The 26,411-nt window shown below is 67.2% G+C and carries 31 protein-coding genes; 18 read left to right on the top strand and 13 right to left on the bottom strand.

All coding sequences use genetic code 11. From position 1 onward, the window contains the following. Positions 1 to 26 precede the first annotated feature (26 nt). Entirely contained in the window at positions 27 to 1,373 is a 1,347-nt protein-coding gene (locus tag DDE13_RS05410; protein ID WP_111402220.1) for a FliI/YscN family ATPase, read from the bottom strand. A gap of 83 nt (positions 1,374 to 1,456) precedes the next feature. Here DDE13_RS05410 and DDE13_RS05415 point away from each other — a divergent pair, with 83 nt between their 5' ends. From DDE13_RS05415 to DDE13_RS05455, 9 genes are read left to right on the top strand one after another with little or no spacing between them, the layout of a single operon-like run. Beyond that, entirely contained in the window at positions 1,457 to 1,852 is a 396-nt protein-coding gene (locus tag DDE13_RS05415; RefSeq protein ID WP_111402222.1) for a FlgB family protein, read from the top strand. A 12-nt stretch (positions 1,853 to 1,864) separates the two neighbouring features. Next, positions 1,865 to 2,257: a flagellar basal body rod protein FlgC gene (flgC, locus tag DDE13_RS05420; RefSeq protein WP_111402224.1), complete on the top strand. Its 393-nt coding sequence runs from the start codon at positions 1,865 to 1,867 to the stop codon at positions 2,255 to 2,257. A gap of 12 nt (positions 2,258 to 2,269) precedes the next feature. Beyond that, the gene (gene fliE, locus DDE13_RS05425; RefSeq protein WP_111402226.1) at positions 2,270 to 2,563 is read left to right on the top strand and encodes a flagellar hook-basal body complex protein FliE; all 294 of its coding nucleotides are present in this window, start codon (positions 2,270 to 2,272) and stop codon (positions 2,561 to 2,563) included. Between the two features lie 2 nt (positions 2,564 to 2,565). Further along, a complete protein-coding gene (locus DDE13_RS05430) occupies positions 2,566 to 2,832 on the top strand; it encodes a flagellar biosynthetic protein FliQ (RefSeq protein ID WP_394340285.1) in 267 nt (88 codons plus the stop codon). A 1-nt stretch (position 2,833) separates the two neighbouring features. Further along, entirely contained in the window at positions 2,834 to 3,550 is a 717-nt protein-coding gene (locus DDE13_RS05435; protein WP_111402231.1) for a flagellar hook-basal body complex protein, read from the top strand. A gap of 36 nt (positions 3,551 to 3,586) precedes the next feature. After that, positions 3,587 to 4,372: a flagellar basal-body rod protein FlgG gene (flgG, locus tag DDE13_RS05440; protein ID WP_111402233.1), complete on the top strand. Its 786-nt coding sequence runs from the start codon at positions 3,587 to 3,589 to the stop codon at positions 4,370 to 4,372. 4 nt (positions 4,373 to 4,376) lie between these two features. Next, complete coding sequence (gene flgA / locus DDE13_RS05445; protein WP_111402235.1) at positions 4,377 to 4,847, top strand: flagellar basal body P-ring formation chaperone FlgA; 471 nt, start codon at positions 4,377 to 4,379, stop codon at positions 4,845 to 4,847. Between the two features lie 17 nt (positions 4,848 to 4,864). Beyond that, on the top strand, positions 4,865 to 5,587 hold the full coding sequence (flgH, locus tag DDE13_RS05450; protein ID WP_111402237.1) for a flagellar basal body L-ring protein FlgH: 723 nt from the start codon (positions 4,865 to 4,867) through the stop codon (positions 5,585 to 5,587). 9 nt (positions 5,588 to 5,596) lie between these two features. Further along, positions 5,597 to 6,073: a flagellar basal body-associated FliL family protein gene (locus DDE13_RS05455; RefSeq protein ID WP_111402239.1), complete on the top strand. Its 477-nt coding sequence runs from the start codon at positions 5,597 to 5,599 to the stop codon at positions 6,071 to 6,073. 109 nt (positions 6,074 to 6,182) lie between these two features. On the opposite strand, the gene DDE13_RS05460 is transcribed toward DDE13_RS05455, so the two are convergent. Genes DDE13_RS05460 through DDE13_RS05480 form a run of 5 tightly spaced genes read right to left on the bottom strand, consistent with a single transcriptional unit; the run spans position 6,183 to position 11,243 of the window. After that, positions 6,183 to 6,539 carry a hypothetical protein gene (locus DDE13_RS05460; protein WP_111402241.1) on the bottom strand — a complete coding sequence of 119 codons (357 nt, stop codon included), beginning with the start codon at positions 6,537 to 6,539 and terminating at the stop codon, positions 6,183 to 6,185. Beyond that, positions 6,536 to 7,630: an EscU/YscU/HrcU family type III secretion system export apparatus switch protein gene (locus tag DDE13_RS05465; protein WP_111402243.1), complete on the bottom strand. Its 1,095-nt coding sequence runs from the start codon at positions 7,628 to 7,630 to the stop codon at positions 6,536 to 6,538. The genes DDE13_RS05460 and DDE13_RS05465 overlap by 4 nt, the downstream gene beginning before the upstream one ends. Continuing rightward, positions 7,627 to 8,406, bottom strand: coding sequence for a flagellar biosynthetic protein FliR (locus tag DDE13_RS05470; protein ID WP_328587835.1), 780 nt, complete (start codon positions 8,404 to 8,406; stop codon positions 7,627 to 7,629). The genes DDE13_RS05465 and DDE13_RS05470 overlap by 4 nt, the downstream gene beginning before the upstream one ends. Then, entirely contained in the window at positions 8,403 to 10,493 is a 2,091-nt protein-coding gene (flhA, locus tag DDE13_RS05475) for a flagellar biosynthesis protein FlhA (protein WP_111402247.1), read from the bottom strand. The genes DDE13_RS05470 and flhA overlap by 4 nt, the downstream gene beginning before the upstream one ends. A gap of 3 nt (positions 10,494 to 10,496) precedes the next feature. Next, positions 10,497 to 11,243 carry a transglycosylase SLT domain-containing protein gene (locus DDE13_RS05480; protein WP_162630869.1) on the bottom strand — a complete coding sequence of 249 codons (747 nt, stop codon included), beginning with the start codon at positions 11,241 to 11,243 and terminating at the stop codon, positions 10,497 to 10,499. A 178-nt stretch (positions 11,244 to 11,421) separates the two neighbouring features. On the opposite strand from DDE13_RS05480, the gene DDE13_RS05485 reads away from it, so the two are divergent. The 5 genes from DDE13_RS05485 to DDE13_RS05505 are packed head-to-tail and all read left to right on the top strand — an operon-like array spanning position 11,422 to position 16,905. Beyond that, complete coding sequence (locus DDE13_RS05485) at positions 11,422 to 12,090, top strand: hypothetical protein (protein WP_111402251.1); 669 nt, start codon at positions 11,422 to 11,424, stop codon at positions 12,088 to 12,090. A gap of 3 nt (positions 12,091 to 12,093) precedes the next feature. Next, positions 12,094 to 13,098, top strand: a complete 1,005-nt coding sequence (locus DDE13_RS05490) for a hypothetical protein (RefSeq protein ID WP_111402253.1) — start codon at positions 12,094 to 12,096, stop codon at positions 13,096 to 13,098. A 9-nt stretch (positions 13,099 to 13,107) separates the two neighbouring features. Next, positions 13,108 to 14,745 (top strand): Dyp-type peroxidase, encoded by a 1,638-nt coding sequence (locus DDE13_RS05495; RefSeq protein WP_111402255.1) that lies wholly within the window; start codon positions 13,108 to 13,110, stop codon positions 14,743 to 14,745. A 10-nt stretch (positions 14,746 to 14,755) separates the two neighbouring features. Next, the gene (locus tag DDE13_RS05500) at positions 14,756 to 16,111 is read left to right on the top strand and encodes a cytochrome P450 (protein WP_235868596.1); all 1,356 of its coding nucleotides are present in this window, start codon (positions 14,756 to 14,758) and stop codon (positions 16,109 to 16,111) included. Beyond that, on the top strand, positions 16,108 to 16,905 hold the full coding sequence (locus tag DDE13_RS05505) for a glutathione S-transferase C-terminal domain-containing protein (RefSeq protein ID WP_111402257.1): 798 nt from the start codon (positions 16,108 to 16,110) through the stop codon (positions 16,903 to 16,905). The genes DDE13_RS05500 and DDE13_RS05505 overlap by 4 nt, the downstream gene beginning before the upstream one ends. Here the strand turns inward: DDE13_RS05505 and mnhG are convergent. From mnhG to mbhE, 7 genes are read right to left on the bottom strand one after another with little or no spacing between them, the layout of a single operon-like run. Further along, positions 16,857 to 17,225 (bottom strand): monovalent cation/H(+) antiporter subunit G, encoded by a 369-nt coding sequence (mnhG, locus tag DDE13_RS05510; RefSeq protein WP_111402259.1) that lies wholly within the window; start codon positions 17,223 to 17,225, stop codon positions 16,857 to 16,859. The two genes, DDE13_RS05505 and mnhG, sit on opposite strands and share 49 nt — an antisense overlap. Then, the gene (locus DDE13_RS05515; protein WP_222626036.1) at positions 17,222 to 17,584 is read right to left on the bottom strand and encodes a monovalent cation/H+ antiporter complex subunit F; all 363 of its coding nucleotides are present in this window, start codon (positions 17,582 to 17,584) and stop codon (positions 17,222 to 17,224) included. The genes mnhG and DDE13_RS05515 overlap by 4 nt, the downstream gene beginning before the upstream one ends. Then, complete coding sequence (locus DDE13_RS05520) at positions 17,574 to 18,059, bottom strand: Na+/H+ antiporter subunit E (protein WP_111402261.1); 486 nt, start codon at positions 18,057 to 18,059, stop codon at positions 17,574 to 17,576. Before DDE13_RS05520 ends, DDE13_RS05515 begins: the two co-directional genes overlap by 11 nt. Beyond that, positions 18,056 to 19,552 carry a Na+/H+ antiporter subunit D gene (locus DDE13_RS05525; protein ID WP_111402263.1) on the bottom strand — a complete coding sequence of 499 codons (1,497 nt, stop codon included), beginning with the start codon at positions 19,550 to 19,552 and terminating at the stop codon, positions 18,056 to 18,058. The genes DDE13_RS05520 and DDE13_RS05525 overlap by 4 nt, the downstream gene beginning before the upstream one ends. Beyond that, positions 19,549 to 19,920: a Na+/H+ antiporter subunit C gene (locus DDE13_RS05530; RefSeq protein ID WP_111402265.1), complete on the bottom strand. Its 372-nt coding sequence runs from the start codon at positions 19,918 to 19,920 to the stop codon at positions 19,549 to 19,551. The genes DDE13_RS05525 and DDE13_RS05530 overlap by 4 nt, the downstream gene beginning before the upstream one ends. A gap of 3 nt (positions 19,921 to 19,923) precedes the next feature. Beyond that, positions 19,924 to 20,343 (bottom strand): Na+/H+ antiporter subunit B, encoded by a 420-nt coding sequence (locus tag DDE13_RS05535; protein ID WP_111402267.1) that lies wholly within the window; start codon positions 20,341 to 20,343, stop codon positions 19,924 to 19,926. Further along, complete coding sequence (gene mbhE / locus DDE13_RS05540) at positions 20,340 to 22,616, bottom strand: hydrogen gas-evolving membrane-bound hydrogenase subunit E (RefSeq protein WP_235868597.1); 2,277 nt, start codon at positions 22,614 to 22,616, stop codon at positions 20,340 to 20,342. Before mbhE ends, DDE13_RS05535 begins: the two co-directional genes overlap by 4 nt. Before the next feature lie 274 nt (positions 22,617 to 22,890). Here mbhE and rfbC point away from each other — a divergent pair, with 274 nt between their 5' ends. Genes rfbC through rfbA form a run of 4 tightly spaced genes read left to right on the top strand, consistent with a single transcriptional unit; the run spans position 22,891 to position 26,245 of the window. Continuing rightward, positions 22,891 to 23,454 (top strand): dTDP-4-dehydrorhamnose 3,5-epimerase, encoded by a 564-nt coding sequence (gene rfbC, locus DDE13_RS05545; protein ID WP_111402271.1) that lies wholly within the window; start codon positions 22,891 to 22,893, stop codon positions 23,452 to 23,454. Between the two features lie 3 nt (positions 23,455 to 23,457). Then, the gene (gene rfbB / locus DDE13_RS05550) at positions 23,458 to 24,498 is read left to right on the top strand and encodes a dTDP-glucose 4,6-dehydratase (RefSeq protein WP_111402273.1); all 1,041 of its coding nucleotides are present in this window, start codon (positions 23,458 to 23,460) and stop codon (positions 24,496 to 24,498) included. Continuing rightward, complete coding sequence (gene rfbD / locus DDE13_RS05555) at positions 24,495 to 25,358, top strand: dTDP-4-dehydrorhamnose reductase (RefSeq protein WP_111402275.1); 864 nt, start codon at positions 24,495 to 24,497, stop codon at positions 25,356 to 25,358. The genes rfbB and rfbD overlap by 4 nt, the downstream gene beginning before the upstream one ends. Beyond that, entirely contained in the window at positions 25,355 to 26,245 is an 891-nt protein-coding gene (gene rfbA, locus DDE13_RS05560; protein WP_111402277.1) for a glucose-1-phosphate thymidylyltransferase RfbA, read from the top strand. The genes rfbD and rfbA overlap by 4 nt, the downstream gene beginning before the upstream one ends. Positions 26,246 to 26,411 lie beyond the last annotated feature (166 nt).

Consider the following 26,411-nt stretch of genomic DNA (forward strand, 5'->3'; position numbering starts at 1 on the left):
TTGTTCCCGCCCCAAGGCGCGGGTCATCACGTGGCGGGTGGGACCGCGTCATGCCCGAGCGCGGCGGCAAGTGCCGCGAAACTGTCCGCGACGCCTTCCCGCCGCGTGCGGCCCAGAAAGGCGTCGAGCGCAGGCCAGCAGCGGATCGCCCGGTCAGTCACGGGGTCTGCCCCGGCGACGTAAAGCCCGGACTGGATCATCAGTTCCGCCTGTTCATAGGCCCCGAGCACCGCACGGGCATCACCGATCACCGCGTTCTCGGAATCGCTCGCCGCGTCGGGCAGACTTCGCGACACGGATTTCAGCAGGTCGATGGCGGGATAGCGCCCCCGCTCCGCGATCCGCCGCGACAGCACCACATGGCCATCCAGCGTGCCCCGAAGGGTGTCGGCCACGGGCCCTTCCATGTCCGACCCGGCAACCAGCACGCTCAACACAGCCGTGATGTCGCCCGCGGCCCCGGCCCCCGGCCCGGCCCGTTCCGCCAAAGCCATGATCTGCTGCGGCATGGAGGCCGGAAAGCCGCCCGGACCCGCAACCTCCCCGGCGGCGAGGGCGATATCGCGATGCGCTTCGGCGAAACGGGTGATGGAGTCGACGATCAGCAGCACGTGCAGGCCACGGTCGCGGAAATGTTCGGCCACGGTCATGGCGCTGAGCGCACAGCGGCGTCGCAGCATCGCCGACTGGTCCGAGGTCGCCGCGACCACGACCGCCCGGCGCATCCCGTCCGGCCCCAGCACGCCCTGCACGAAATGTCCCAGTTCACGTCCCCGTTCGCCCACCAGAGCAACGACGACCACGTCCGCGGCCAGGTTACGCGCCAGCAAACCCAGCAAGGTGGACTTGCCAACGCCCGATCCGGCGAAAAGCCCGACCCGCTGCCCGCGCGCGATGGGCAGGACGGTGTTGAAGGCGGCAAGACCCGTATCGATCCGTCCGCCGAGCCCCCGCCGCGTGGCGGCAGGCGGCGGCGCGGCCACGACCGGTTGCGGATTGCGGCCCGGAAACAGCGGCGCTCCGTCGAGCGGCTGCCCGTCCGGATCGACGATCCGGCCCAGCCATGTCCGGTCGGGTGACAGGCGCGCGGGGCCGAGCACCAGAACGCGGTCGCCCATGAACAGGCCGGCGGGCGGTTCGGCCGGCAGCACCTCGACCACACCCGCGGGCCCACCGCTGATGCGCAGCACCTCGCCCTCCAGCCGCCGGGCGGTGCGGCTGACGATGCGGACCCGGTCGCCGAGGCCAACCTTGTCGGCCAGGCCCGCGACGGTCACGGTCAGGTCTGCCAGACCGACGACGCGACCCACGGGATAGACCGTGTCGATGGCGCCGATGCGGGCGGCGAGTTGTGCGATCTCCGGCGCGGCCATGGCTGAACTCCTGTCCTGACAAAACCCTTTCTAAACGAATCGCAGTTAAGCCGAGGTTGAAGCAAATCGTGGGAGAAGCCCCGATGTACAAAGATTTACAGTTCTTTAACACGGCGTCCGCGCTGGCCCGGCACGCGTCGGACCGCCAGCATGTCATCGCCCGCAACATCGCCCATGCGGATACGCCGGGCTATGCCGCGCAGGACATCCCGGACTTCGCCGACGCATGGCGACCGGCGGGCAGCAGCACCGTGGCGCTGAAGGCGACGCGCCCCGGCCATGATCCCGCCGTGGCGCGGGTGGCGCAGCTCGACCTCGCACCGCGGGAAGTCAGCGGCGATGCCTCGCCCAACGGCAACACGGTGTCGATCGAAACGGAAATGGTGAAATCCAGCCTCGTGCGCCAGCAGCACGATCTTGCGCTCGCGGCCTATCGCGGCGGGCTCGATCTGCTGCGCAGCGCGCTCGGGCGCCGGTAAGGGAGACGCAACATGAGCGATCTGCGGGACAGTCTTGCCATCTCGGCCAGCGGCATGCGCGCACAGGCCACGCGACTGCGGCACGTGGCCGAGAACATGGCGAACGCGGACACGCCCGGCTATCAGCGCAAGCTGGTGACCTTCGAGACGGTGGCGGGCCGTACCGAAGAGGCCGGGCAAGTGCGCACCGGACCGGTCCAGCTTGACCGATCAGTCCCTGCGCAGATCTACGATCCGTCGCACCCGCTGGCCGACGGCGACGGCTACTACCGCGGCTCCAACGTCAATTCGATCCTCGAAATGGCCGACAGCCGCGAGGCTCAACGCAGCTACGAGGCCAACCTGCGCATGTTCGACCATGCGCGCAAGATGACCACATCGCTGCTCGACCTTCTGAAGAGATAAGGGAGACCATCCATGATGTTCCAGGCAAACGGGGCGCTGCAATCCTATCTGCAGGCGAAGCCCGCAACCCGCCCGAACCCAACCGATACTCCGCCGCTGGGCAATGCGGGCGGCACCGCCGTCGCGGATTTCGCGGCAACGCTCGCAGCGACCGACCCGGTGGCGCAGCAGACCATGGTCGCGGGCGGCGATCCGCAGGCGTTGGTGGAGGCGCTCACCCAGACACAGCTTGCGATGGATACCGCCGTCGCCGTGCGCGACCGGGTGGTCGAGGCCTACCAGGAAATCCTGCGGATGCCGGTCTGATCATGCCCGAGGCGGTTTTCTACGACACGTTGCGCGCGGGTCTCTGGATCGCGGTCCTGATTTCGCTGCCAATCCTGACGGCGGCGCTGGTCGCGGGGCTGGTGGTCGGCCTGTTCCAGGCCCTGACCTCCATCCAGGAGATGACGTTGACCTTCGTGCCGAAACTCGCCGCCATCCTCGTGGTCTACTGGGTCAGCATGAGCTTCATGACCCGCACGCTCACGACCTTTTTCGACGGGACGATCATCCCGCTGATCGCCGGAGGCTGACATGGAAAACGCCACATACGCCACGCTGACCCGCCAGAGCGGGCTGCGCCAGGAACTTCAGGTCATCGCGCACAACATCGCGAACACGGCCACGGACGGGTTCCAGAAAGAAGGGCTGATCTTCTCCGAGCACGTGCAGCGGCTGGAGGATGCGGACACATCGCTGTCGATGGCGCGCGCCAATGCGCGGATGATCGACCGCAGCCAGGGGCAATTGACCCGGACCGGCGGCACCTTCGATATCGCCATCGAGGGTGAGGGCTATTTCATGGTCGAAACCCCCGATGGCAACCGGCTGACGCGGGCGGGATCGTTCCATCCCAACGGCGAAGGTCTGCTGGGCGCGTCCGACGGGGCGCTCGTGCTCGACCCGGGTGGCGTTCCCATCTTCATCCCGCCAGGCGTGCGCGACGTGCAGATCGGCCGCGACGGATCTGTCAGCGGCGACGGGCAGCCGCTCGGGCAGATCGGCGTGTTCGACCCCGCCGCGGACGCAAGCCTGACCCGCTCCGGCGACGTGCGCTTCGACATCGACGGCCCCGTGGAAGCGCAGGAGAACCCGACGCTCGCGCAGGGCTTCCTCGAAAGCTCGAACGTGGACCCGGTCCTGGAAATCGCCCGGCTGATCGAAGTGCAGCGCGCCTATGAACGCAGCCGCGACATCATCTCCACCGAGGACGAACGCATCCGCGCCGTTCTCCAGACACTCGGCCAGTAGACCGGCCCATCACACGGAAAGCAAAGGGGACCGCCCATGCGTGCGCTCAAGATCGCCGCCACCGGCATGACCGCCCAGCAAATGCGGGTGGAAGTGATTTCGAACAACCTCGCCAACATGAGCACGACCGCCTACAACACGCGGCGCGCCGAGTTCGCGGACCTGCATTACCAGCAGCTCCAGAGGCCGGGATCGATCAACGCCGCCGACGGGACCGTCGTGCCCACCGGCGTGCAGCTCGGCCTCGGGGTGAAGCCCACGGCGGTGGCGGTGCACCTGGCGCAAGGCGCGCTGACCCAGACAAGCGGCGATCTCGACATCGCGATCGAAGGCGCGGGATACCTGGAGGTGACCATGCCCGATGGGGGCGCGGCCTTCACCCGCGACGGCGGGCTGAAACGCTCCGCCGAGGGGCAGGTCGTCACGTCCGACGGCTATCCGATCGCGCCCGATATCGTGATCCCCGATGACGCGATCAGCCTGACGATCAACGCGGATGGTGAAATCTACGCCTATTTCAGCGACCAGGTCGAAGCCGAGCTTCTGGGCCAGTTGACGCTGGCAGGCTTTGCCAATCCCCGCGGACTGGAGGCGCTCGGCGGGAACTTGTTCCGCGAAACCGAAGCTTCGGGCCCCGCCAACGTGGCGGATCCGGGCACGGACGGGCTGGGCACGCTGCGGCAGGGCTATCTGGAGAATTCCTCGGTCGATGCCGTACGCGAGGTCACCGAACTGATCGAGGCACAGCGCGGCTATGAACTGAATGCCAAGGTCATCACCGCCGCCGACCAGATGATGGCATCCACTTCGCAGATCCGCTGACGCCATGGATGCCGCCCCCCCGTTCCGGTCCAAACGCATCATTCGGCCCTTTCTCGGGGCCGCGCTGGCGCTGGTGACGTGCGCGTCCGGTGTCGCGGCCCATGCCGACACGCTGGCCGCGGCACGCAACCTGCCCGCGCATTCGGTGCTGACTGAAGGCGATCTCGTGCGCGACGACACCCCTGTGCCCGGTGCCCTGCACGATCCCGCGCAGGCGATCGGCCGCGAAACGCGGGTCGCCATCTATGCCGGCCGGCCCGTTTTCGGCGGAGATCTCACCAGCCCCGCGCTGGTGGAACGCAACCAGATCGTGCCCCTGACGTATTTCCACGCGGGGCTTGCGATTTCGACAGATGGCCGCGCGCTGGACCGCGGCAGCGTGGGCGACCGCATCCGGGTGATGAACCTCGCATCGCGCAGCACCGTCATCGGCCGCGTCGGGTCCGATGGCAGCATCAGCGTCGCCCCGAACTGAACGAGAAAGGACATTCCATGCGCCCGATCCTGCTCCCGCTCGCACTGTTGGCCGCCGTTGCAGGCTGCGGCCGTCTCGACCATGTCGGGCGCCCGCCGACCTTCTCGCCGGACGATACCAGCCGAGAGCATCTTGCCATGTCATCGCGCGGGCTGCCGCCGACACTGGAACGGCAGCGGATCGTGGACCAGGCATCGCTCTGGACCGGTGCGCGGAATTCCCTGCTGGGCGACCGACGCGCGGGGGAGCGTGGTGATATCCTGACGGTGGTCATCGAGATCGACGAACGGGCCGAGATCTCGAACTCCAGCGCAAGGTCGCGGGCCGCGGGCGAAAACCTCGAGGTGCCGCAGCTTTTCGGCTTCCCGCAGCGCCAGAACATGCCAGACGGCGCATCGGCCGAGAACCCGGTGTCGATCACGTCGTCCAGTTCGTCCGAAGGCGACGGTTCCGTGCGGCGGCGCGAGAAGCTGACCCTGCGCGTCGCGGCCACCGTGACGGACGTGATGCCGAACGGCGTCATGCGCCTCGAGGGCTCGCAGGAGGTGCGCGTGAACTTCGAACTGCGCGAGTTGCTGGTATCAGGCTACGTGCGGCCCGAGGATATCACCCGCGGCAACCAGATCACCTACGACAAGATCGCCTCCGCGCGGATATCCTATGGCGGGCGCGGCCAGATCAGCGATGTGCAGCAGCCGCGCTGGGGCCAGCAGATTTCCGACATCATCCTGCCCTTCTGAGGATACCCGATGCTGAAATTCCTTCCGATCGTTCTGCCTGTGCTGGGGCTTGGCGCGGGCGTGGGGGCGGGCATATTTGTGCCGCCGCCGGCGCCCCTTCCCGCCGACTGCCCGGCACCCGAATCCGAAGCGGCGCTCGATGCCTCGACTCCACCCGACACGCCGGTGGAATACATGAAGCTGAACAACCAGTTCGTGGTGCCGCTGGTGGATGGCAACGACGTGACGTCCATGGTGATCGTGTCCCTGAGCCTCGAAATCGCGCAGGGCCGCCAGGAAGACATCTACAACATCGAACCCAAGCTGCGCGACGCGTTCCTGCGGGTGCTGTTCGATCACGCGAGCCTTGGCGGATTCGAAGGCAATTTCCTCAGCCATCTCGGACTCGACACCTTGCGGCTGGCGCTGCGCGAAATGGGGCAATCGACGGCGGGGCCCGTCCTGCGCGACGTGCTGATCGTCGACCTCGTCAAACAGGCGATCTGAGCAGCGCCGGGAGGGGCATCCGCCCTTCCCGGAGCGGGCGCGAACGCCCGACGAGGGGCAACGCGCCGGGCGTCGGCGCCGTAGGTCGAGTGCCGCAGGTTCCGCGTGATTAGCCAAACGGGTCGGAATCGTCACGCAGCCGCCCAATGACCCGGTCGCGCGCCACGGCGCGGGCCGCAGCCCGCGCCAGCCCGTCGCGCGCGGCGCGCAGCCGGGCCCTTTCCGCGTTGAGCGCACGGATCCGCTTGTCACGCCACACTGCCCGCCGCGCAGCACCGCCCGAGCGTTCGAAGGCCGTCGGCTCACATCCGGCGGTTTCGGCGCGCAGCGCCGCGATCTCGTCGGCCAGCGCCGCGTCCCGCCTCCGGTTCTCGGCCAGGGCGGCGACCGCGTGGCGCTGCACGAGATCGGCCAGCGCGGCAAGGCGCGGCAGGCGCGGATCGGGGGCCGGTCCACGCCGGGTCATGCGCCACCCCCGGCGCGCACATGGTCGCGCATCCGGTCGGCGAAGCGGATCGCGGCCGCGACCGCCTCGTAATGGTCAGGCCGGATCTGTGCGCCGATCTCCACCGTGCCGTGCAGCGCCCGCGCGGTCGGTGCATCCCGGTGGATGGGGACCCCCGCATCCGCCGCGGCCGCGCGGATGCGGGCTGCAACCTCGTCGACACCCTTGGCCACGCAGACCGGTGCCGATCCCGGCGTCCGTTCCCAGCGCAGGGCCACGGCATAATGCGTCGGATTGACCACCACCACGTCGGCGGTCGGAACGTCGGTCATCATCCGGTTCGTGGCGATGTCGTAGCCGCGCTGCCGGCGCTGCTGCTTCATGTGGGGATCGCCCTCGGTCTGCTTGGCCTCGTCGGTCAGGTCCTTGTGGGACATGCGGTTCTTGCGGTGATGTTCGGCGCGCTGCCAGAGCATGTCCACCACCCCGATGGCCAGCGACACGACCAGCACCACCGCCATGAATTGCAGTCCCATCCGCCCCAGCAGCACCATCGCCTGCCCGGGATCGAGCAGCGCGCTCGCGGCCATCACCTCGATCTGCCCGACGAGGAACAGCGCCAGCACGCCCGAGAAGACCAGCAGCTTCACGAAGCTCTTGGCGAATTCGAACAGACCGCCACGGCCGAATTTCTGTTTCGCGTTCGAGATCAGTCCGATCCGGTTAAGCTTCGGTGCGAGCTTCGATCCGGTTACCGTGAACCCCTGCTGCGCGAGGATGCAGGTCAGCACCAGCGCCGCCGGAATGACGAACCACGGCAGCAGTACCCAGGTCAGCCGCGCCATCAATCCGCCCGCCAGCGTCGCCCCACCATCGGCCAGCAAGAGCGGCGCCAGCCCGTCGGCGCGGTCCAGGAGCACCATCAGTACCGTGCCGAGCGATTGCAGCGACGCCCCCCCGAAGGCCAGGGCGGCGAGCAGCACGCCGCCATAGGCCGCCGCCGTCATCAGGTCGACGGAGCGTGGGACCTCCCCCTTGCGCCGCGCGTCTTCCAGCTTCTTGGCGGACGGGTCGTACGGCTTTTCACTGTCGTCGTCGGATCCTTCGCTCATGGCGCCACTCCGAACGGATCGGCAAGGCGCAGGTGCAGCAGGCCCAGCCAGGCGGGCAAGAGGATCGGCGCCGTCACGAACAGCAGCACCAGCCCCGCGGCGGTGATCGCGGGCGCACCGACGAAAGCCACCATGAGCTGCGGCATCGCGCGGTTGATGACCCCGAGTGCGAGATTGTAGATCACGGACCCGATCACGAAGGGGGCCGCGAAGGCGAAGGCACTGCCGAACATGCCCGCCACGCGCGCCGTCGCCCATTCGGCCAAGGTGGCCGCGGGCAGCCGTCCGCCCATGGGCAGCGCGTCATAGGACTGGATCAGCGCCTCGGCCACGCGCACATGTAGACCCGTCATCGCCGCGAGCGCCAGTCCGGCCACCATCAGCAACTGTGCCATCGCCGGCTGGGGGTCCACCGCGTCCCCGCCCAGAAGCTGCGAAAGGGACACCGCCTGCGCGGCGATGGTGCCCGCCACCTGCAAGAGCCAGATGAAGAGCCGCACCGAGAACCCGAGCGCGAGTCCCGCCACGGTTTCAACGCCGAGAAACCGCAGGACCCCGCCGGGATCGGCGGGTACGTCCGGCGCCAGCCCGGCCACGGACGGCGCAACGACAGCCGTGAACGCCAACGTCAGGCCAAGCCGCACCCGCACGGGCACAGCCTGCGCGCCGAACGCAGGCAGCAGCGCCATGGCTGCACCTACGCGAATGAAGACCGCGGTGGCCAGCAGGGCGGCCTCTTGCCCCAGCCCCATCAGTGCCAGCAGCGCCGGTGTCACGCGGGCACCACGCCCAGGATCGCGGGGCGCGCGTCGAGGCCCAGTTCCTCGAAGGACAGGACCGACAGGGGCAGGCCGCGCGCCGCCACGACCGTGCGCAGAAACCGCCGTCGCCGCGTCGAGGTCACGAGCGCCGGCGCCGCTTCGGCGCTGGCCTTCGCATAGCGTTCGGCGATGGCCGCGGACAGGCGGTTGAACTCGTCGGGCGGCAGGGCGACGTCCGGAAGGCCGCGGTCGCTGTCCACCTGGTGCGCCTGGAACCGCGATTCCCATTCCGGGGCGAGTTGCAGCAGCGGCACGGTGCCGTCGGCGCGGCGATGCGCGGCCACGAGCTGGAATCCCAGCCGCTGGCGCACATGTTCGCAGACGGCCTCGGGCAGTCCATGCATCGGCCGCGCCTCGGCGATCGCTTCGAGGATCAGGGGCAGGTTGCGGATCGACACCCGTTCTTCCAGCAGCAGCCGCATCACGGCGAGCAGCAGGTCCTGCGGCACCTTGTCGGGCACCATGTCATCGATCAGGCGGCGGTTCGCCTCGGCCCGGGCGGTATCGGTCAGGCGCGCCATCTCGTCGAGCAGCCGACGCAGGGTCTTCAGCGTCATCAGGTGGCCGAGATTGGCCTTCAGCACCTCTAGAAGGTGGGTCGCCAGCACCTCGGACGCGGTGACGACCGTCGCGCCCGCGATGGCGAACTCGTCCTGCCGCGCCGGGTCGATCCAGCGCGCGGGCGCGCCGTAGACCGGTTCGCGCACCGACAGACCCTCTTCCGGAAGGTCACCGTGATCCGGCAGCAGCGCCAGCACGCGGTCGGGTTGCAGCCGGTCGCGCACCCGTTCGGCGCCGTGGATGCGGATGACATAGGTCCCGTCGGGAAGGCTTGCGTTGTCGGTTAGCCGGATCTCCGGCAGGATCAGGCCGTATTCCTGCGCCACGTGATTGCGCATGCTGACGATCCGGGCCTCCAGGCCGGTGGCGGGATCGAGAACCATCGCCACGATGTCCGCGGCGAATTCCACGTGAATGTCGTCCACGTCCAGCAGATCGCCCATCCGCGCCTCGGGGATGTTGGCTTTCGCTTCGGCGGCGGCCGCGGTTTCGGCTCGGTCGGATTCGCGTTTCGCGGCCCGCAGGCCCATGGCCGCCGCCGCACCAAGCCCAAGGGCGCCCAGAAGGAACGGGACGAAGGGCAGCCCGGGGACAAGCGCGAACAGCGCCATCAGGACGGCCACGGTCCCGAGCGCGGCGGGATACCGCCCCAGTTGCGAGAAGATCGCGAAGTCGGTGGTCCCCGACGCCCCGCCCCGCGCCAGCAAGAGCGCCGACGCGATGGAGATGATCACGGCGGGGATCTGTGTGACCAGCCCGTCGCCCACGGTCAGGATGGCATAGGTCTCCGCCGCATCGCCAAGCGCCATGCCGTGGACGAAAACGCCCATCGCCAGCCCCATCACGATGTTCAGAAGCGTGATGAGCAGCCCCGCGATGGCATCGCCCTTCACGAACTTGGACGCCCCGTCGAGCGAGCCGAAGAATGTCGTTTCCGCCTGTTCCGTGGCGCGACGCTCCTTGGCCTCGTCGTGGGTGATGGACCCCGCCGCCATGTCGCTGTCGATGGCCAACTGTTTGCCCGGCATCCCGTCAAGTGCGAAGCGCGCGCCGACTTCGGCCATGCGGGCAGCGCCCTTGGTGATGACCATGAAGTTCACGATCAGCAGGACGCAGAAGACAACGACACCGAGGAACACGCTGCCGCCCATCACGAAACTGGCGAAGCCGCTGATGACGTTGCCCGCCGCGTCCGGCCCCGTGTGCCCCTGCCCGATGATGAGCTTGGTGGACGACACGTTGAGCGACAGCCGCAGCATCAGCGATGCAAGCAGGATCGTCGGGAAGGACGAGAAATCGAGCGGCCGTTCGATGAACAGCGTCACCGTGAAGATCAGGATCGCCAGCGCGAAGGACAGCGCCAGCCCCATGTCCAGCACGAAGGCGGGCATCGGCAGGATCATCATCACGATGATCGCCATCAGGGCCATCGCCATGAGGATCGTGGGCTGGAACAGAAGCTTCCGGTCGATGGTCGGCATGGCCTACCCCCCCCACAGGCTGCGAGCGGGCCGATCGGCCAACAGCCCCCCAAGCCCCGGCCCATCGGGGACGAGCGACCCCATGCTGACCGGCGCGCCCCCGCCCTGCAGCAACTGGAACCGGTTCTCCCGCACGGGCGCCTCGGCCCGCGCGACGAGCGGCGGCATGTCGGGCATCGGACCCGGCGCTGGCAGCGGCCCGGCACCGAGTGCCGCCAGATGGCGCCGGAACACCCCACGATAGCGGTTCGCATGGGCCGGCGTGCGCGAATGGTAGTGGCCCACCGCTGTGATCCAGTCGCCGCTTTCGGCGTAAAGTTCGCGCAGGAAACGCGCCGCGTAGGCCGCATTGCGGTCCGGGTCGATCATCTCCGACAGCGACGCGAAAGCATCGCCGTGCCAGCGGAAATTGACCTGGAAGCATCCCAGGTCCGTGCTGTCTCGGCCCGAGGCGATCGCTTGCTGCGCGGCGGCCAGGGCGGCATCGCGCGTATCGAAGAACGCGCCCGCGCCTTCGACGTTCAGCACCCATGGCCATGGCGCGAAGCGCCCGCCGGTCTTTCGCCCGCTTTCAGACAGCGCCACCGCCAGAAGCACGGGCAGCGGGACGCCGGACGCCGCCGATGCGCGCCGGGCGGCGGCTTCGCACAGCGCGCCCGCATCGCCGCGTGCGGCCCACGCGCCCCCCGGCCAGCCCGCGGCCACCCACAGGGCCGCAATCAGCCCGATCCATCGTCCCGTCCGCTGCATTCTGCCCGCCGCAATTCTTGCTGCCATGAACCGGGCTTAGCGCGGTCATCCTTTCCAATCGGTTGATGCCCGCAGCGATGGTGCGGAATCCCGGACCCGTTCCGCTGCGGAAAGTCTTGGACGGCTCAACGCTGACGGGTGTAGGCTTTCAACCAAGGGACACGTTCGGGGGGAACCGATGTCGAATATCGCCGGCAAGGCCTATGCGATGAATGTCGTGACACCCAGCCATCCATGGAAGACATGGACCAACCGGCTGATCTTCATGGTGGCGCGCGGGGTTCCCGACGTGCTCAGCGGCCTGCTGGGCCTGTCGCTGATCCATTTCGCGCGCTGGGTCATCATCAAGCCGCACCAATGGCCCGATCTTGGGCAGGGCAAGGAACGGGTGCGCAACGACTACATGCTGTTCTGTTCCAACTTCAACGGGACGTGGGACCAGTATATCGACGCGTTCTCCGACGGCATTCCCAACGGGCTCAACCTGTTCTGGTACTCGGCCACGAAATACCCGCAGTCGATCCCGGTGACGCCGTTCAAGGATTACATCACCCATAACCAGCTGTTCACCGACTACTATTACAACGCCACGCCCGGATCCGCGCAGCGCGACGTCAAGGCGGCGCTGCGGGTACGCCGGGCGATCGACCGGCTGGCTGCGGCCCATGCGAGCCAGACGCCGGAGGAGTTCGCGCAGACCTTTCAGGCGGAGCTGCTGAAGGTGCAAGGCGATCTTGGTGATCCGGGCTTCGGGCCCGTGGCGAGCCTCGACACCGAGCATGCCGACATGAACCGGATGCGCGCGGTGCAGAACGCCGCCGCGGTCTTCGATTTCGAGCGGAGTTGAGCCATGCCGAATTTCGACACCGGCCACCTCTTCCTGACCTTCCTCGCCCCGATCAAGGCGGGTACGACCACGGATCTGACCGGTCAGGTCATGTCACACGAACAGGCGCTGCGGATCACGCTGGGGCTGCTGCCCACGGCACTGCAATCGCCCGCGACGATCCGGATCGGCGAGAACAGCCCCTTCGCGCGCAGCCTGCAGACCCATCTGTGCCGCTTCGTGGTGATCGAGGACACGATCTATAACGGACGCGATCCGAAGGACGCGCTGGTGATGTCGCTGCGCGGGCAGGACCCGATCCACCCGCAGGCCGTGGACCGCCTGAACAGCGCCTACCTGCTTTTCGCCGCCGATATCGACGCGGTGATGGAAGAAGGCGCCCCCCTGCCCGCGACGCTGGACGAAAAGCAGCAGGGCCGCGTCCGCGATGCCTGGGCCAAGCGCCTTTGGGACCGGATGGAACCGGAATTGCGGGCGGTCTACGACAATTGCGTGGGCTTCGACAGCGTGCGGACGGGCGACGATTTCGCCCGCTACCTGAAACGTTGCCAGGTCGACACGACCATGCCGTTCCACGACTATTGGACCAGCCCGCCCAAGCTGTCGCCGCTGCCGGTCAAGCCGCTGGCCGCCATCGCCATCGTGCCGCTGGCGGCGACGGTGCTGGCGTTTCTCGCGCAGCTTCTGGGCTACATGACGCCCCATGCGGGCTGGGTCGCGTTGGTCGGGCTCGCCGTCAGTGTCGCCGTGCTGGTGGGTGTCTACCGCTATATCGTCGCGCGCGGGCAGAACCCCATGCCGCCAGCCGACCATGGTGATCTGCCCAGCGTTCTGAAATCGCTCTACCTGCAACAGCATTTCGCGGATTTCGTGGTGGACCGGCAGGGGGCGGATGCCGACACGCTCCATGCGGCGTTCGGCGATTTCCTCGCTACCCACAAACCCGGCGACACGATGCAGCCCACCCAAACGCCCGGCGTGATCTCTGCCCGCCACGGCACGTCCTGAGGCACCCCGATGACACGCCAACTCAATCTCGACGATATCCAGGGCAACATCACCCGCGCCTATGGGCGGTTCTCGTTTCCCTTCGCGCGCTATGTCTTTCTCAACCTGCCCGACCCGGTGTCGGGGCGGCGTTTCGTGGACATGCTGCGCCCGCGCGTGACAACCGCCGCGCGCTGGACGCCGGACACGAAGCCGAAGGTGACACTGAATGTCGCCTTCACCTATCCCGGCCTGCGCATGCTGGGCCTGCCGACGCGCACCTTGCAGGGCATGCCCGAAAGCTTCGTGGACGGGATGAAGGCCCGCGCCTTCATCCTCGGCGACCGCAGCCCCGACCGGCCGGAGGTCGAGGATCACGGCTGGTGCAACCACTGGGACCCGATCTGGAAAGCCAACCGTGCGGGCGATCCGGCGCGCGACGTGCATGTGTGGATTTCCATGAACGCCCAACTGGCGCGACTGGGCAGCGACAAGCCGGTGCCGGAACTGGAGGCCCAGACCGACTGGCTGCGCGCCCTGTGCGCCGAAACCGGGGTGCGCATCCTCGACGGGCACGGGCGGGACGGCGCGGGCGAATACCAGCCCGCATCGGCCGTGTTCACCGAGATCGGCGGCGCGCGTTTCCCCACCCCGCGCGAACATTTCGGCCTGACCGACGGGATCGGCGACCCGGTCTTCGATGGGCAGTACCCGCCCGAACAGGAAAAGGACGCCGTGATCGGTCGCGGCAAGTGGATGGGGCCTTCCACCGGCTGGCAGCCGCTGGCCACCGGGGAATTCCTGCTCGGCCACCCGGACGAAAGCCAGGAACTGCCGCCCACGGCCATGCCGCCGGGCGTCATGCAGAACGGCAGCTTCATGGTCTATCGCAAGCTTCATGAAAACGTCGGCAGCTTCAACGCAGTTCTGGATGCCGAGGCCGAGGGTTTCGCGCGCGTCATGGGCGTGGACGCGGCCGAGGCGCGCGAAACCGTGCTGGCCAAGATGGTCGGGCGCTGGTCCGACGGCGTGCCGACGGCCACCGCGCCGACCTTCGCCGACTGGCTGCGCGTGCGGGCGGAAACCGGCATGGACGACCCGGAACCTGCCAAGGCGCTGACCGCGCAGCGCAATTACCTGAAAAGCCGGGCCGCCAGCGATTTCCGCTATGGCGACGACATGGGCGGGTTCAAGTGCCCGAACGGCGCGCATCTGCGGCGGGTGAACACGCGCGATTACCTCGACCCGCTGAACCAGCCGGGCAAGCCCAACAAGAAGGCCACGACGCAACTGAACAAGCGCCGCCGCATCCTGCGCCGTGGCCTGCCCTATGGTCCAAACACCGGCGCGCACAAGGATGACACGACCGAACAGGGCGTGGCGATGATGATCATCGGCGCGAGCATCTTCCGGCAGTTCGAATTCGTGCAGCAGCAATGGATCCAGTACGGGCTGGATTTCAACCAGGGCAACGACACCTGCCCGCTTCTTGGGGACCACAGCCTGCACAAGCGGTTCACGATCCCGTCGGACCCGAAATCGGGCAAGCCGCCCTACGTCATGGGCGGGCTAAAGACCTTCGTGGAAACCCGCGGCGGCGATTACTTCTTTCTCCCCTCGATGACGGCGCTGCACATGATCGCGCTCGGCATCGTGGACCCGACCTGAGGCGCGGCGCATGATCGTGAACGCGGTGCAGTCGGCCGGGTTGCGCTTCGGCATGTGGGGCGCGGGGCTGGCCGGTTTGGGGCGGCTGGGCGCCGCCGGGCTGTCGGCCGCGCGCGCGCCGGGCGGGTTCAAGGCCAACGCGGCGGCGCTGCTGGGCGATCCGGCACGGCAGATGCAGGGGATGGCGGTTCTGCGGGCCTTCGCGCCGAACCTGCGGCTCAACCGCGAACTGGTCGCAGCCTATGCCAACAGCGGCACGGTGATCGTCACGCGCCACGCCGACGTCATGGACGTGCTGTGCCGGGACGACGATTTCGAGGTCGTCTATGGCCCCCGGATGCGCGAACTGACCGCGGGGGAGAACTTCTTTCTCGGGATGCAGCCGGGCTGGGACTATCGCCGCGACACGTCCGCCATGCGGCTGGCCATGCGCGACACGGACGTGCCCGCGCGGATCGCCCCGCGCGCCGCGGACCTTGCCGCGCAGGCGGTGGCGGATGCGGGCGGGCGGATCGACCTGCCCCCGGACCTCACGCTCATGGTGCCTACGGACATGGTCACGGGCTATTTCGGCCTTACCGGCGTGAACCCGGCGGACCTGCAGGGCTGGGCCACCCGGCTTTTCTGGTATCTCTTCGGCGATCTGGCCGCGGACCCGACCCTTGGCGCAGGCGCAATGGAGGATGCGGAAAGCTTGCGCGACGCGCTCGACACCGCGGTCGCCGCGCGCAAGGCGGCCGGGGGGGATGGCGACGACCTGATCTCCCGCTGTCTGGCCTTGCAGGCGGCCGGGGTGCCGGGGATGGATGACCTTGGCATTCGCAACAATCTGCTGGGGCTGGTGATCGGCGCGATCCCGACGATTTCCAAGGCCTGCTGCCTTGCCATGGACGAATTGCTGCGCCGCCCTGACGCGCTGCGGCGCGCGCAGGCGGCCGCACGCACGGGGGATGCCGCGCAACTCGCCCCGCATCTTTGGGAGGCGCTCCGGTTCAACCCGCACAACCCGGTGATCTACCGACGCGCCACCCGCGACACGGTGATCGCGCCCGGAACCCTGCGCGCGCGGCGTGTGCGCAAGGGCGACATGGTGTTCGCCGTGACACTGTCGGCGATGCACGACCCCGCGGCCATCGACGCGCCCGCGCAGTTCCGGCCCGCGCGGCCCTTCACCGATCACATCATCTGGGGGACGGGCATGCACACCTGTTTCGGCGCGCAGATCAACGCCGCCGTCATTCCCGCGATCCTGATGCCGCTGCTGGCGCGCGCCGGATTGCGGCGGGCGGAGGGCGACGCCGGGCGCTGCGACACCGGCGGGACGCCCTTTCCGCAGCATATGACCCTGATCTTCGATCCCGAATGACCGAAACGGCGCGGCTGATCACCCTGCTGCCCAGCGCGGATGTGGACCTTGCGCGCTGGCTGCTGGCGCGCTGGGGCGTGCCGTTCCGTGAAGAGCCGCACGCGCCGGTGTTCCACATTCTCGCATTGCGCTGCGCGGGCGCGGGGCGCATGGACAGCCCCTTGTTCCTGTGTGGTTCGGACCGTTTCGCGGGGGTGGACGCATTGGTCGCGGGGCTGGATCACCGCGCCCCCGAACCCGCCCGCGTGCTGCCCGACCCGGATCGCGACCCGGACCTGCACGCCGAGGTGATGGCCCTGCAGCACGACCTGCGCTGGGAGATGGGGATGGGTACGGTCCGCTGGGCCTATCACCATTTCCTGCGGGATCGTGCGCTGGTCTGGGACAGCTTCGCCACCGGTGTGCCCGCGTGGGAACGGCTGGCGCTGCGCGCCGGCGCCTACGCGCCCGTGCGCGGGCGGCTGATCGCTGCGCTGGGGCTGTCGGACGCGGTGGCGGCAGACGCACTGGAAACCGTGCGCGCGGGGTTCGACAAGGTGGAGGCGCGGCTTGCCGACGGGCGGCGGTACCTGTGCGGCGACCGGCTGACGCTGGCGGATCTTGCCTTCGCCACGTCGGGCGGCCCGATGGTGCTGGCGCGCGGCTATGGCGGACACCTGCCACCGCTCGACACCTGCCCGCCGGACATCCGCGCCGTCATCACCGATCTGCGCGACCGCCCCGCGGGGCGGTTCATCCAGCGGCTTTACGACGAGGACCGGGCCCCATCGGCACCGTCATCCGCGCGGCCCTGATCGTCGTGACGATGGGCGATGGCGTCGGCCTTGCCCGACAGATCGCGCTGAAGATGCACCGTCGCGCGGCCGATCATGTGCGCCGCCACCGGCGCCGTCAGCAGCAGAAAGGCGATGATCGCCACCACCCGCGCCGTCACAGACCCGTCCGTAAAGACCAGCGCCGTGGCGATCAGCGACAGAATGCTGCCCAGCGTGCCCGCCTTGGTCGAGGCATGCATGCGGTTGAGCGTATCGGGCAGATTGTACACCCCGAGCCCGGCGATGAACACGAAGGCCGAACCGCCCAGCACCAGAAGCCCCGCGATGATCTCGGTCATGTCTTCGCCTCGCCTTCGGGCGCAGGCGCCGCGCGGCTGCCCGGCGGCTGCGTGCCCTTGTCATAGGTTATCGTTCGGTCCCGATGCAGGCCCCGTTCGGCGAAGCGCGCCAGGGCGACGGTCGCCAGAAAACCGATCAGCGCCACGACGCTGGCGATGTCGAGAAACGACCCGACACCGGTCTTGACCGCGTAGAGCGCGCAGAAAGCCACGATCGAAACCGACATCATGTCGAGCGCGACGACCCGGTCCGAAAAGCTTGGTCCCTTCGCCAGCCGCACGAAGGCCAGGATCAGCGACAGCATGATGAGCGCGAACCCGGCGGTCAGGCACATCGACAGGAAGGAGTCAGGCGTCATCTTCGAATACCCTTCTGACCATGCGCTCCATCCCGTCCTTCAGGCCCTGCACCTCCGCCTCGGGATCGGCGGCGAACATGGCATGGATATGGAGCGTCTTGCGATCCTCGGACACATCGAGGCTGAGCGTGCCGGGCGTAAGCGAAATGAGATTGGCGACCAGCAGGATTTCCACGTCGGACTTTACGTCAAGCGGCATGTCGATGATCCCCGACTGCGTGACCCGTCCGGGCAGAAGAACCGCGGCGGCGACACTGATGCTCGACTTGATCAGGTCCCATGCAAAGAACAGCATCAGGTGCATGATCCGGAATGTGCGCACGAAATACATGCCCGGCTCGCCATAGAGCGGTTGCGCGAGCCACAGCGCCCCGAAGCCCAGCACGAACCCGGACACGAGCGCGGAGGCCGACCCCGTATCGGTCAGCACCATCCAGACGAAGGCGAGAAAGAGGTTGATGGCGAACAGGTTCATGGCGCCCCCCCGAGCACGGCATCGACATAGGCCTGCGGATCGAGAAGCTGCGCCGCGGCGGCTTGAACCAGCACGATCAGCCCGTTCGGAAAGAGCCCGATCAGGATGCTGGCCAGCCCCAATGCCGCGATGGGCAGCAGCAGATGCAGCCGGACCGGGGCCAGATCGGCGGTGCGCGGTTCAAGCCCTTCGGGATGCGCGGCCCAGAACACGCGGGCCCAGACGATCATCAACGACCAGATCGTGAGCAGGCTGACGATCAGCACCAGTGCCACCATGCCCCAGTTGCCCGCCTCCAGCGCTGCCTGCACGAGCAGGACCTTGGCCCAGAAACCGGTGAGCGGGGGGAAACCGGCCAGCGTGAAGGCCGGGACCAGGAACAGCAGCGCCACCAGCGGCGCGGTCTTGTAGACGCCGCCCATGCGCGACATCTCGGACGATCCGCACAGCCGCGTGGCCACGCCCGCGACAAGGAACAGGTTCACCTTAACGATGATGTTGTGCACGAGATAGAAGATCGCGCCCGCCAGCGCGAGCGGCGTGCCGATGGCCAGCCCGAGGATCAGGAACCCGATGGAACTGACGATCTGGTAGGACATGACCCGGCGCATGTCGGTCTGCGCCAGCGCGCCAAGAATACCCGTCACCATGGTCAGGGCCGCCGCGACATAGAGGATCGGCTGGGTATAGGCCGGATCGTTGTCGAAGATCAGCGTGAAGGTCCGGAACAGCGCATAGACGCCGACCTTGGACAGCAGGCCCGCGAAGATGGCCGACACCGCGCTGGTGGGCGTGTGGTAGGATGCAGGCAGCCAGAAGAACAGCGGGAACACCGCCGCCTTCATGGCGAAGGCGACCAGGAAGAACATCGACAGGACGGTAACGAGCCCCTGCTGGTCGCTGTTGTCCACCGCCAGCCGCAGGTCGGCCATGTTGAGCGTGCCCGTGGCCCCGTAAAGCAGCCCAAGCCCGCACAGGAAGATGATCGTCGAGACAAGGTTGAGCACGACATACTTGACCGCGCCGTCGATCTGCTGCCGCGTGCCGCCAAGGATCAGCAGCCCGAAGGACGATATCAGCAGCACCTCGAACCAGACATAGAGGTTGAAAAGATCGCCCGTCAGGAACGCGCCGGTCACGCCCGCAAGAAGCAGCTGGAAGATGGCGAAGAAACCCATTTCCTCGAGGTCGTCGTCGATCTCGCCGCAGGCATAGACGGCCACGGCCAGCCCGACCCCCGCAGTCAGCAGCACCATGATGCCGGAAAACAGGTCCGCGATCAGCGTGATGCCGAATGGTGCGGGCCAGTCCGACATCTGCCCGGTCACGACGCCTGCGGCGATAACCTGATTCATCAGCATCAGCGCGAAGACCAGTCCCAGCGCCGAACCGGCGACCGCAACCCAGCGGCCGATCCCCGACCCGCGCAACAGGTAGGCGGCGACCGCGGTCAGGACCGGGGTCATCAGCGGCATGGCAAGATACCAGCTCATGCCTTGTCCTCGTCCGGCTTCGCCTCGGACAGGCGCATCTTGTCGATGTCGATGGTCCCGAGCAGCCCATACGCCTTCAGCGTCAGCACGAGCGCGAAGGCGAACAGCCCGAAGCCGATCACGATGGCCGTCAGGATCAGCGCTTGCGGCAGCGCGTTGGCGACGTCGCCCGCAGGCTCGTACGCCCCGTCCGGCACAAGCGGCGGGGTTCCCCCAACCGTGATTCGCCCGGACGTGAAGATCGCGAGGTTGACGGCATTCGAAATCAGCGTGAGCCCGAACAGGAAGCGCAGCAGGTCACCCGCCAGCATCAGGTACACTCCGGCCGCGACAAGGCAGCCAAGGGTCATGGCAAGAAGCGTTTCCACGTCTCAGATTTCCTCTTCCAGCGCGAAGACCAGGGTCAGGATGCCGCCCATGACGACCAGATAGACCCCGATGTCGAACAGCAGCACCGTGGACAGCGCCAGCCCCTTGCTGTCCCCGGACGCTCCGATCATCAGCCATTCGCCGGTGAAGATCGGATCGCCAAGCAGCCCCGACGACAGCCCGGCCAGCGCCGCGACACCCAGCCCGGCGGCGGCGATCTGCTGGGGGCGCACGCGCAGCGCCGCGCGCGCCTCGGACGTGCCGCAGGCGATGGCATACATCACGAACCCGGTCGCGCCGATCAGCCCGCCGATGAAGCCGCCGCCCGGTTCGTTATGGCCGCGCAGAAGCATGAACATCGAAAACAGCAGCAGGATCGCCACGATCAGTCGCGTGGCGGTTGTCAGGATGAGCGAATTCATTGCGATCCTTTCGTCTTGCGCTGGCGCAGCAAGGCGTAGGCCGAGATCGCCGCGATGGCCACGACCGAGATCTCGCCGAACGTGTCGAAGGCGCGGAAATCCACCAGGATCACGTTGACGATGTTGCGGCCATGGGCCTCGGGGTAGCTGTTGGCCTCGAAGAATTCGGTCAGGCGCAGGTCGAGCGGGACCGAGGTCACCGCGATCACGACGCCCGCCACGATGGCGCCCAGCGCGATGGAGACCGCCGCGTGGGCACGCCGGTGAAAGAACGGAAGCCGCTGGGGCAGCGTGGGCAGCTTGAGCGCCGCGACGGAGAACAACACGACGATCAGCATTTCGACGAGGATCTGCGTGATCGCGACGTCGGGCGCGCCGAACATGATGAAGACCAGTGCGACGCCGGTGCCCGTGACACCCAGCCCCGTGATCGCCGCGATGCGGGAATTGGTGACGACGGCCAGCAGCGTGCCCGCGATCGTCAGGCCGAACACCACGACATGCACGCCGTCCACCCCCGACAGGCCCACCGTACCGATATCCAGCCCCCGGATCAGGATCGCCGACCCGATCAACAGCGTGATCGTCGTGAACACCGCCATCAGGTAACGGCTAGCGATGCCGGGTTGCAGCAGGTCCGTGACGACCCGCGCCCCCGTGCCGATGGCGGCCAGCAACCGATCCCAGAGCGCGTCGAAATTCATCAGCCGGGACTCGGCGGCGACGATGCGTTCTCGGATGCGGTCCTGGAAGACATAGATCGCCACCCCGGTCGCGAAGGTCAGGATGCTGAGTATCAGCGCAAGATTGAAGCCGGCCCAGAGATACAACTCCTTGGCCATGTCCGGGTCACCCAGGATCGCGCCGACGATCGGATCGGTCACATGGACCTGAAGCCCGTGCGGCGACAACCCGAAATAGAGCCCGAGCACACCCAGGACCAAGGGCCCTGCCAGCATGGGCAGCGGCGCCTCCCGGATCGGGCGATCCAGCAGTGGCATCTTCCCGTCCGACCCCCAGAAGGGCCGCAGCGCCACCACCCCCGCGACGGCGAACATGAGCGCACTGGCCGCGAAGATCGCGCCGGTGACGATGATCGGGGAGGCGGGACTTTCCAGCCCGCCCTTGTAGAGCAGTTCCTTGCCGATGAACCCGATGAACGGCACCATCCCGGCCATGGACAGCGCCGCAAGCCCGCCCGCCAGCGCGGTCAGCGGCATCCGTCGCGCAAGACCGCCCAGCCGCCGCGCATCGCGCGTGCCGGTGGCATGATCGACGCAGCCGATGGTCAGGAAGAGCGCCGCCTTGTACAGCGAATGCACCACGAGGAACGTGGCTGCGGCCGTAACGGCATAGCCACCGGGCGCCGCAAGGAACAGCACGAGCGCCCCCAGCGCCATAAGCGTGGTGTAGGCCAGCGTCTGTTTCAGGTCGTTCTGCCGTAGCGCGACGATGGACGCGAACACGGTCGTGAACGCCCCGAAGATCACCAGCGTCCAGAGCCATGTGTTCGTGCCGGCAAGGTTTGGATGCATCCGTGCCAGCAGGTACACGCCACCCTTCACCATGGTGGCAGAGTGCAGGAAGGCGCTGACCGGCGTGGGGGCGGCCATGGCATTGGGCAGCCAGAAATGGAACGGAAACTGCGCCGACTTGGTGAAGGCCCCGCACAGCACGAGGATCAGGATCGGGATATAGAGCGGGCTGTCACGAAGAACGTCGCCCATCTCACGCAGCGCCGACAATTCGAACGTGCCGGTCTCTGCCCCGATCAGCAGGAACCCGGCGAGCATCGCCAGTCCGCCCGCACCGGTCACCAGCAGCGCCTGAAGGGCGGCGCGGCGCGACACCTCGGATCCGTGGCTGAAGCCGATCAGCAGGAACGACGTGATCGTGGTGAGTTCCCAGAACACGAACAACACCAGCAGGTTGTCCGCCAGTACCAACCCCAGCATCGCCAGCATGAAGCTGACGAGATAGAGCGAGAACCGTCCGTGTTGCGGGTGCCCGGCGAGATAGCGGCCGGAAAACAGCATGACCGCGATCCCGATACCCGAAATCAGGAGCGAGAACGTCAGGCTGAGCCCGTCGATGACGAAACTGAAATCCACGCCGAGCGCAGGGATCCAGCCCCAAGCGTAGCGCAGCGTCTCGCCGGCGGCGACGGCAGGCAGGAAGGTCGTGAACACCGCGAACAATGCGGCTGCGATCAGCGGCGGCAAGAGGCTCGCGGCGGTCCAGAATGAGGCGGGGTGTTCGCTGTGGTCGGCCAAGGTGCACTCCGTTAATTCCGCGCAGACTAGAAAGCGTTGCGGGAAAAGGCCAGAGCCACGGAACCGGATTTTGCGCTGCCGCCCCGCCGCAGCCGGGAAAACCCGCGAAAAACCGTGCCGCGCCCCGCGCGCCACCGATGGTGCGCTACGTGTTCGCACATCATAGGGCGGACGCGGATTTTCCGGTGTGACCTTTTGCAAGGAGTTCGCTACAACCGCCATCGACGGACGCGCATTGTGCGGTTTGGCGGGTCCGGTGACCAAGAGGTGAAGCGTGCAGGTTGAACAAACAGCCCTGCCCGGCGTCGTCGAACTGACGCCGCGGCGGTTCGGGGACGATCGGGGTTTCTTTTCCGAAGTCTATAACGCCGCGGCGTTGGCACAGAACGGGATCGACGTGACCTTTGTTCAGGACAACCATTCGCTGTCGCGCCAGGTCGGCGTGGTGCGCGGTCTGCATTTCCAGGCGCCGCCCCATGCGCAGGACAAACTGGTGCGTGTCGGCAGGGGCCGGGTGCTGGATGTGGCCGTCGATATCCGCAAGGGGTCTCCGCATTTCGGAAAATGGCTGGCGCTAGAACTTTCGACAGAAGCCGGCAACCAGCTTTTCATTCCGAAGGGGTTCCTGCACGGGTTTGCCGTTCTCGAACCGGACAGCGAGCTTCTGTACAAATGTTCGGACTATTACGCGCCGGACTGCGACGGCGCTGTGCGGTTCGACGACCCCGACCTCGGCATCGACTGGGGCATCGACACGGCATCGGCCATCCTGTCCGCCAAGGACGCGGCGGCCCCCCTGTTCCGGGACTTCGACAGTCCCTTCGTTTACGAGGCCTGAGACATGAAGATACTCGTGACCGGCGGTGCCGGGTTCATCGGATCGGCGGTGGTACGGTTGGCGGTGGCGCGCGGGCACAGCGTGGTGAACCTCGATGCGCTGACCTATGCCGCCTGCCTCGACAACGTGGCGCCGGTGGCGGACAGCCCGCTTTATGCCTTCGAGCATGCCGATATTCGCGATGGCGCGGCGATGGCGCGGATCTTCGCGGATCACCGGCCCGACGCGGTGATGCATCTTGCCGCAGAAAGCCACGTGGACAGGTCGATCGACGGACCCGGTGCCTTCATCGAAACGAACGTGAACGGCACCTACGAGATGCTGAACGCCGCGCGGGCCTACTGGGTGGATCGCGGACGGCCCGCGGATTTCCGCTTCCACCATATCTCCACCGACGAGGTCTATGGCACGCTGGGCGCCACCGGGCAGTTCACCGAGGACACACCCTATGCCCCCAACTCGCCCTATTCGGCCAGCAAGGCGGCATCGGATCACCTGGTGCGCGCCTGGGGCGAAACCTACGGTCTTCCTTATGTGCTGACCAACTGTTCAAACAATTACGGACCCTATCATTTCCCTGAAAAACTGATCCCTGTGGTGATCCTCAAGGCTCTGGCGGGGGAACCGATCCCGGTCTACGGCGCGGGCGAGAACGTGCGCGACTGGCTCTATGTCGAGGATCACGCCGACGCGCTACTGACCGTTCTGGAACGCGGCGCGAACCATCGCACCTACAATATCGGCGGCGAGAACGAGGCGCGCAACATCGAGATCGTCGGCAAGATCTGCGCGATCCTCGATGCGAAGCGGCCGAAGAACACGGCCTATTCGGAGCAGATCACCTTCGTCGCGGATCGGCCCGGCCATGACCTGCGCTATGCCATCGACCCCACGCGCATCCGCACGGAACTGGGCTGGCGACCGTCCGTTACCCTCGACGAGGGGCTGGAAAAGACGGTGCAGTGGTATCTCGACAACGAAGCGTGGTGGCGAGCGCTTCAGGGACGCGGCGGCGTGGGCGCACGTCTGGGGACATCGGCATGAAACTTCTGGTCTTCGGCAAGACCGGGCAGCTTGGCACCGAGTTGCAGCGCCGGGCGGGCGATGTGGCACTGGACGTGCGCGACTCGACTCAGGGCGATTTCACGCAACCCGATACCTGTGCACGGATCGTGGCCGACAGCGATGCCGACGCCGTGATCGTTGCGGCAGCCTATACAGCGGTCGACAAGGCCGAACGCGACGAGGACCTCGCGCGGGTCATCAATGCCACCACGCCGGGCGCGATTGCGCGCGCTGCCGCGGCGCGGCGCTTGCCGCTGGTCCATATCTCCACCGATTACGTGTTCGACGGCACGGGCGAGCAGCCATTCTCCGTCGATACGCCGACCGGACCGCTCGGCGCCTATGGGCGCACGAAACTGGCCGGGGAGATCGCGGTGCGCGATGCGGGCGGGGTCCATGCCATCCTGCGCACCTCATGGGTCGTTTCCGCCCATGGACACAACTTCATCAAGACGATGCTGCGTCTCGGGGCAGAACGGGACCGTCTGACGATCGTGGCCGATCAGGTGGGCGGGCCGACCCCCGCCGCGGCGCTGGCGGATACCTGTCTCGTCGTGGCCGACAGGCTGCTGCGCGATCCGTCCGTCACGGGCACCTACCACGTGACCGGCGGACCGGATGTCAGTTGGGCCGATTTCGCACGCGAGATCTTTCGCCTGTCCGGGACCGTCTGCGACGTCGTGGACATTCCCACGACGGACTACCCCACGCCTGCGCGGCGCCCGTTGAATTCGCGGCTGGACAACAGCCTGACCGAAGCCGTGTTCGGCCTGCCCCGCCCAGACTGGCGCGCGGGCCTGCATGATATCCTGCAAGACCTCGGAGCTCTGCGTTCATGACCGATACGTCCAAGACTGCCCGCAAGGGGATCATTCTCGCCGGGGGATCGGGGACGCGGCTCTACCCAATTACGCAGGGCGTGTCGAAGCAGCTACTGCCGATCTACGACAAGCCTATGATCTATTTTCCGATTTCGGTTCTGATGCTGGCGGGTATCCGCGAAATTACCCTGATCACCACGCCGCAGGACCAGGAGCAGTTTCGCCGCACGCTGGGCGACGGGTCGCAATGGGGCATTTCGCTGACCTATATCGTGCAGCCGTCGCCCGACGGGCTGGCGCAGGCCTATCTTCTGACCGAGGACTTTCTGGCCGGCGCGCCCTCGGCCATGTGCCTTGGGGACAACATCTTTTTCGGGCACGGTCTGGTAGACCTGCTGGCATCGGCGGATTCCAAGACGGTCGGGGGCACCGTGTTCGGTTACCGCGTGGCCGATCCCGAGCGCTACGGCGTGGTGAAGTTCGACGCGGAAGGCCGCGCCGAGCAGATCATCGAGAAACCGCCCGTGCCGCCGTCGAACTACGCGGTGACGGGTCTCTATTTCCTGGACGGCAGCGCGCCGGAACGGGCGCGCAAGGTCACGCCGTCGGACCGGGGCGAACTGGAGATCACGACGCTGCTGGAAATGTACTTGCATGACGGGTTGCTCGGTGTGGAAAAGATGGGCCGCGGCTATGCCTGGCTCGATACCGGCACCCATGGCAGCCTGCTGGACGCGGGCAACTTCGTGCGCACCCTGACGCTTCGGCAGGGACAGCAGGTCGGATGCCTCGAAGAGATCGCGTTCCAGCAAGGCTGGATCAGCAAGAGTGACCTTAAGGCGGCTGCCGAAAGCTATCGCAAGAACGACTACGGGCGTTATCTCGCCACGCTGGCCGAGGGCTGACGCGCCGGCCATCGGTCGTCGATTGTCAGCGGGTTCGTGTCGGCACCGGGTTGTCCGGCGTTGCATCGCGCTTCACGGAAAAATCAATGCGGCAGCACCTGGACACGGCCCCAACGGGACGCGAATTACCGCGCCCTGCAACCAGGTGAAGTACGTCATGGAATGC

Origin of the sequence: Meridianimarinicoccus zhengii (assembly GCF_003254465.1) — a bacterium.
Taxonomy (GTDB): domain Bacteria; phylum Pseudomonadota; class Alphaproteobacteria; order Rhodobacterales; family Rhodobacteraceae; genus Meridianimarinicoccus; species Meridianimarinicoccus zhengii.